Annotated in this window: 6 protein-coding genes; 3 read left to right on the top strand and 3 right to left on the bottom strand. The window is 43.3% G+C overall.

Translation table 11 applies throughout. The annotated features are described in order from the left end of the window. Nucleotides 1–166 precede the first annotated feature (166 nt). The 3 genes from P5683_RS23245 (at nucleotide 167) to rpsU (ending at nucleotide 1352) form a co-directional block, all read left to right on the top strand. Nucleotides 167–493: a calcium-binding protein gene (locus P5683_RS23245; protein ID WP_006624095.1), complete on the top strand. Its 327-nt coding sequence runs from the start codon at nucleotides 167–169 to the stop codon at nucleotides 491–493. 321 nt (nucleotides 494–814) lie between these two features. Then, nucleotides 815–1015, top strand: coding sequence for a hypothetical protein (locus P5683_RS23240; protein WP_006669199.1), 201 nt, complete (start codon nucleotides 815–817; stop codon nucleotides 1013–1015). 139 nt (nucleotides 1016–1154) lie between these two features. Next, nucleotides 1155–1352 carry a 30S ribosomal protein S21 gene (rpsU, locus tag P5683_RS23235; protein WP_006616180.1) on the top strand — a complete coding sequence of 66 codons (198 nt, stop codon included), beginning with the start codon at nucleotides 1155–1157 and terminating at the stop codon, nucleotides 1350–1352. A gap of 88 nt (nucleotides 1353–1440) precedes the next feature. Here the strand turns inward: rpsU and P5683_RS23230 are convergent, their stop codons facing one another. The 3 genes from P5683_RS23230 to P5683_RS23220 all read right to left on the bottom strand — a co-directional run bounded on the left by P5683_RS23230 (nucleotide 1441) and on the right by P5683_RS23220 (nucleotide 4039). Then, on the bottom strand, nucleotides 1441–2547 hold the full coding sequence (locus tag P5683_RS23230) for a cell wall metabolism sensor histidine kinase WalK (protein ID WP_006616179.1): 1107 nt from the start codon (nucleotides 2545–2547) through the stop codon (nucleotides 1441–1443). Nucleotides 2548–2646: 99 nt separating this feature from the next. Continuing rightward, nucleotides 2647–3816, bottom strand: coding sequence for a reverse transcriptase domain-containing protein (locus P5683_RS23225; protein ID WP_223064836.1), 1170 nt, complete (start codon nucleotides 3814–3816; stop codon nucleotides 2647–2649). A 7-nt stretch (nucleotides 3817–3823) separates the two neighbouring features. Continuing rightward, the gene (locus P5683_RS23220; RefSeq protein ID WP_315669490.1) at nucleotides 3824–4039 is read right to left on the bottom strand and encodes a reverse transcriptase domain-containing protein; all 216 of its coding nucleotides are present in this window, start codon (nucleotides 4037–4039) and stop codon (nucleotides 3824–3826) included. Nucleotides 4040–4047 lie beyond the last annotated feature (8 nt).

Here is a 4047-nt window from a genome sequence, read left to right as displayed (position 1 = left end):
TTTTGGGTCTTCTGTAGATATCCTTGCCATTATACGTCCTAACTTCTCTGTCTTGTAATCTAAGTATTCCTTATATTCTACCAAGGGGTAGAAATCCCACTGGGACGTTATTTCGGGCATTGCAGCCTTATTTGGTCTCCCAAACGTTTCGCACGGTGATGATACTTTGTACGGTGGTGCGGGTAATGACACTATTTTCGGTGGTGATGGTGATGATGTGTTGTTTGGAGATGAGGGTAATGATTCTCTGATTGGTGGCCCAGGACGCGATCGCTTTGTGATTTTTGCTAATGGCGGCACGGATACTATTACTGATTTTGTCTCTGGGGAAGACCTGATTGTTCTCGGTGGTGGTTTGCGCTTTGAGCAATTGAGTATTACTCAAAATGTCTCGTCGGCGGTGATTACCCTAGATACGGAAGAGTTGGTGATTTGGGAAGGGGTACAAGCGGCAGCTTTAACTGAGGATGATTTCATCACTTTCGCGATCTAAGATTAGGTGAGACTACTCCTCACGGTTTGTGCTGTGGGGAGATGGGTTCCTGGTTAAAGTTGAATGGAGGGGTGTTTGTGGCTCCATATCAAAGAATCGAGCAGCGTTTCTTTTCTGTGTTATTTGGGATCTTGATTGGGTTAACTTTGCTGGTTTGGGTTCTTAGGGGGTTAGGGGTTCTGGGATTTATCCCTGGATTGATAATCTGGGTGTTGTTGCTGTCAACCATCGCTATGGGGGTTCTGTCTAGAGTGGCTCGATAGCTCGGTTTGGTAATTATTCGGTCACTGGGATAGACGAATTGGGTTGAGTTGGGCTATAATGGCGAATGGCCTAAAACAAGGCGCTTCCTTAAATCTAGGTTGTGTGCGACGGGTTCACTTATTCCGAATAGCACCAATCGGATTTTTCAGAGGACAGTGTTGTTTATTGAGCTTCAGCCTACAGCCAGAAATGGCCTGGGCAACTGCTAAGGTGAAACTTCCTGGCAGTTGGCGAGAACGCCGCTTTCCAGTCTGGTAGCAGGATTGGGAAACTACGGTTCTATTGCGTAGCAATCGCTCGTGGTCGCGTTCATGTCTTCTCAAGTATCTTTCATATAGGAGGAGACGGGAAGACCTCAAGTAAAGTTATTATTTTTTAGAGAGGTGAAGGATAAAACATGACCCAAGTTATTCTGGGTGAAAACGAACAATTAGAATCCGCACTGCGTAGATTTAAGCGAGAAGTGTCTAAAGCTGGCATCCTGGCTGATGTTCGCAAAAAACGTCACTTTGAAACCCCTCCAGAAAAACGCAAGCGCAAGGCGATCGCTAATCAGCGTCAGAGACGAGCTTTCCGTAAAAAGCGGATGTTCTAAAGCGCTTCATAACCCGATATAACCGCGAACAAAACTCCTATTCTAGTTCTATTGGACTAGAGTGGGGGTGGCTGCGGTTTTTTGGTTATTAGATAATTTGGGAACTGGGTATTGGTAAGGAAAATGTGAAGGTGCTACCTTTGCCTAACTGACTACTAACGAAAATTTCGCCGCCTTGAAGTTCCACCAAACGCCGGGTAATAGCTAAACCAATTCCGGTACCTCCATAATTGCGCGATCGCGATCTATCAGCACGCCAAAATCTTTCAAAAACATGGGGTAAATCTGCCTCAGAAATACCAATTCCGGTATCGCTGACATCCACAAACAAGTAACCACCATGAGTATAAACTTCTATTTTAATTAGACCATGTTTGGTGTATCTGATGGCATTTCCTAATAAATTAACTAAAATTTGTTCAGTGCGATCGACATCAGCTAAAGCCAGGGGTAATTCTTCAGAAAAATCTAATTCTAACATCGGTCCTTCTTCCAGAAGTTGATCAGAAAAACGCTGCACCAAAGACTCTAATAAAGGCCGTAATGCTAAAGGTTGGGGGTTAATGGGTAAATATCCAGATTCAACCTTAGAGAGTTCTTGTAAGTTATTTATCAGCCTTTCCAGGCGTTTAGTTTCCTTGGTTAACTGCTGATAAATATCTGGTGATGGCGAAATTCTGCCTTCTGCCATTTCTTCTAAGTATCCGCGAACTACAGTGATCGGAGTTCGCAATTCATGGGTCAAATCACTAATTAATTCCCGCCGTTTTTGTTCAACATCTTGAAGACTACTAGCCATCTGATTAAAACTCATCGCCAGTTGATTTAATTCATGAATTTCACTAGATGACATCCTTTCTGAGAGATTACCCTTGGCAAATTTATGGGTAATTTCTTCCATCTCGGTGAGAGGCTGAGTAATGCGTTTAGTCACCCAATAACTTAAACAGACAGCAGCAGTTGTTCCGGCTAAAACAGACCAAAAAGTGCTACGATTCCAAGCAATTTCAAAGCCTTCTACTAGGCGAGTTCTTACATATTGTAAGCGAAAGCCAGGACCTTCTAGTTGTTCCAAACTACGGACAAAGAACCGAGGAGAGGAAATTTTGCCGATGATCACCAGGGATGTGACCCCAATCAGCATAACCAGGAGGTGGGATAAAAATAGGCGCGATCGCAAATCTACCTTTGCCATTAGTTCTGGGTATGTATGATCTAGTAGGGGTCGAGAGAGATGTCGCCATCTCCCCCTCCCATACAAAACCGTACTTGAGACTTTCACCTCATACGGCTCCTAATCTGATTGTTCCATTGTTAAGGATACAGCGTTGGCGTTATCTAGCGCCGTCTTATCATCATGACAGTGGCGGTGTAATAATTGAAGGTTCTTGTATTCATCCTTTCCGCCTAAACTTCGAGGTATAATGTGGTCTACTTCAACTAAATCCGATGGTGCGAAATACTGTCCACACCAGGTACACCTACCTTTTTGCTTTTTGAGTAGTTTTGCTACCCTGTTTGGCGTGTCGATTGCTTGTCCTTTCCTGGTTGCCCAGTAAGTCCAGTTTCCGTCGTATGGTGTTGCATCTGGGCGTATTAGGGTGTGTCTAACATTTGGAGTCCAATTGTGTTTCCATAGTTGAACTCCATCTTTGGTCTGGAATAACCAAGATTCATGCCTTTCTTTCCCATTGCTAAGTTTTACCGTTCCATGTTTGAAATAGTTTCTTAGCTTCTCGTAACTTGCCTTTCTGCATCTTGATGCTGTCCATGCCCTTAGCATTAGCCAGATTATATAGTCTAGCTTAACGAAGGTCTCTGTTGAGACGACCGCTGAGTAGTAGTTTGACCATCCCCGAATAATCGGGTTTAGATTACTTATCAGGGCTGATTGGGGTGCTGTTTTATGTCGTTTTATTACACCCTTAATCACTTCTGTATGGGCTTTGATTGCTTTCTGACTAGGTTTGATGTGGGTTGGGAACCCTAATGGTTTCCCATGTGGACTTTTCCCAGTTTTATATTTTCCTACAGGATATTGCCTAATATTGAATCCTAAGAAATCAAATCCAGGTTCTTCAAGTTTTCTATCATATTCAATAGGATTGAGTGTATGACAGATTCGAGTTTTCTCCGGTTTAATCTTTAACCCAATAGGTTTTAACCATTCGGAAATAGCAATCTTGCATTGTTCAATAATCTCTAGTGATGGTGATATCACTACAAAATCATCGGCGTATCTTATTAAGTTGGCTTTGACAGCCTTCCCTTTTTTCTTAGGATACATTGTTTCAATTACTCTAACCATTCCCAACAGTGCGATGTTGGCGAGTATTGGACTTATTACCCCTCCTTGGGGTGTCCCTGTTTCTGTATCCTCGAATACGTCGTTATCCAAAACACCCGCTTTAAGCCATTGTTTCAGGTCTCTCTTCAGGCTGCTCGGACAATGAATTTTGGACAATAGGTAATCATGGTTCACGGTAAGAGCATTTCGCTATATCAGCATCGAGAACATAGTATTGTCCTTGATTTATGGCAGTATAGATTCTACCAATTGCGTCATGGGCTGACCGACCGGGACGGAACCCATAGCTTGTGCCTTCAAATCTTGATTCCCATTCAGGTTCGAGAGCCGACTTAACCAAGGCTTGCCTTGCTCTGTCTTGGATTGTGGGTATTCCCAGAGGGCGTT

Source organism: Limnospira sp. PMC 1279.21 (assembly GCF_032349615.1).
Taxonomy (GTDB): domain Bacteria; phylum Cyanobacteriota; class Cyanobacteriia; order Cyanobacteriales; family Microcoleaceae; genus Limnospira; species Limnospira fusiformis.
The sequence above is the reverse complement of the archived record's forward strand: the minus strand, read 5'-3'. Positions and strand labels throughout refer to the sequence as shown.